At 39.2% G+C, this 1470-nt stretch carries 4 protein-coding genes; 1 reads left to right on the forward strand and 3 read right to left on the reverse strand.

What is annotated here, in order from left to right:
• Positions 1-328: hypothetical protein (locus DCC82_RS17525; protein ID WP_199222369.1), on the forward strand; the 328-nt coding region annotated here is incomplete at its 5' end.
• A gap of 377 nt (positions 329-705) precedes the next feature.
• On the opposite strand, the gene DCC82_RS18440 is transcribed toward DCC82_RS17525, so the two are convergent.
• The 3 genes from DCC82_RS18440 to DCC82_RS18625 all read right to left on the reverse strand — a co-directional run.
• The gene (locus DCC82_RS18440) at positions 706-873 is read right to left on the reverse strand and encodes a macro domain-containing protein (RefSeq protein ID WP_233253084.1); all 168 of its coding nucleotides are present in this window, start codon (positions 871-873) and stop codon (positions 706-708) included.
• Positions 874-886: 13 nt separating this feature from the next.
• Positions 887-1330: a type II toxin-antitoxin system toxin DNA ADP-ribosyl transferase DarT gene (gene darT / locus DCC82_RS16945; protein WP_353652440.1), complete on the reverse strand. Its 444-nt coding sequence runs from the start codon at positions 1328-1330 to the stop codon at positions 887-889.
• The coding region (locus DCC82_RS18625; RefSeq protein ID WP_286171369.1) for a DarT ssDNA thymidine ADP-ribosyltransferase family protein at positions 1275-1470 on the reverse strand (196 nt) is incomplete at its 5' end. The genes darT and DCC82_RS18625, both read right to left, overlap by 56 nt.

Raw genomic sequence — 1470 nt, forward strand, 5'->3', positions numbered from 1 at the left:
AATTTTATTATTCAGCCACTTCATCCCGATGACTAAAGTCACGGGCTTTCGTAGCAGTTATTCTTGTAAAAAAGATCACCTTAGCAGGATCTTCCGACATATTTACAAAGAAAAAGCAGAACGCGCTTCTCTCGATGAAGATATTCTCGAAAGCTGGAAAGAGCAATATCCACAGGCGAAAAAATATATTAGCGATTATAAAGGCGCACTGCAATTGCGCCATTGGTTGGCTCATGGGCGGTATTGGACACCAAAGCTGGGGAAGAAATATGACCTGTTAACAGTATACACGATATGTAAAAACTTAGTCGATTATTTGCAAATATAAAAAGAGAGTCATTAACGAAGAAATTGTAGTGTCGAAATAACACATTTGACTTATCATCTTTAGAGAGTTTTGGACGCATCTTTATTGATAGGGTGTTGGACTTCCTGCGAGCTCATACAATGCACTTCCACCTTTTTTAAATGTTCAAAAGCCGCTTCCGTACTTCATCCCCCCATCTAAGTCCACTCTTTCCACATTCGAACGGTAGAAGCGCAATCGATTTTTTATCAAGCCCTTAACCGCTTTTATTAAATCCACCAATCCTAGTCCAATATCTTCCATCTGTGATTTACCTTTCTAGTGGCGCTTTATAGGAAAATTAATAATTATTTTGAGATCAATAACAATTTCGTGGAAACGACATGCATTTTGCCTGGCTACACTTCCTTGCGGCGGCAAGCCTTTTCATACTCCGAAAACATTTCCGGATAAGCTTGCTTAAATTGCAGTGCAATTTCTTTCCCCATCACGCCGACACAATTGACCGTGTTCACCAAAGCTTCTGCTTCATCTTCTAAGAGGTTGCCTTGTTTTAAGATGATCATTACATCACCTTCTTCAGTAGTACCAATGTGGCCGGACAGCTATCGGTTTATGGCAATGACATTGGTACATAATCTCTTCAACTTTTTGCTTCATTTTATCATTTTTAACCCCGATGCCTAAAATCATATCGATAGGAACAAATTGATACACTAAAAACTCCGCTTGCCTTCTTCTTTCCCGATCGGGGTCTTCTTCTGTTTCAAACCAAAATGGAGAATACATGATGTTCCAATCAATCTTACCCAAATTACCTAAATTATTATAAAAATCAGTAATTTTCATAATAGCATGGCCATCCGTAAACACATAACGCAATCTGCCGCAATGAATCACATCTTTCCTAGACACGAGATAAATAATCTCATCTTGTCCTTTTGCATACCCGACTACACGACTTTTGTTAATAGCATAACCTAGGAGCAAAGTAAAAAGGAACATAATCATGCAAGGTGCCATAAGGAGGAAGCGGAACTAATGTGGTTAACCTTCTATCTTGTATACGTGTATGTGCACACACTTTCACTTTCGCCACGTTATTTGCCACTAATCCACCGTGACAAAGGATCGATGGAAGGTTGCTATAGTGGGTGATATGG

It is taken from the genome of Geobacillus sp. LYN3 (genome assembly GCF_003064505.1).
GTDB classification, from domain to species: domain Bacteria; phylum Bacillota; class Bacilli; order Bacillales; family Anoxybacillaceae; genus Parageobacillus_B; species Parageobacillus_B toebii.

Excerpts from the sequence above, each read along its gene's own strand:
- DCC82_RS18440 (WP_233253084.1), bottom strand. The coding sequence starts at position 873 with ATGATCATCTTAAAACAAGGCAACCTCTTAGAAGATGAAGCAGAAGCT.
- darT (WP_353652440.1), bottom strand. The coding sequence starts at position 1,330 with ATGGCACCTTGCATGATTATGTTCCTTTTTACTTTGCTCCTAGGTTAT.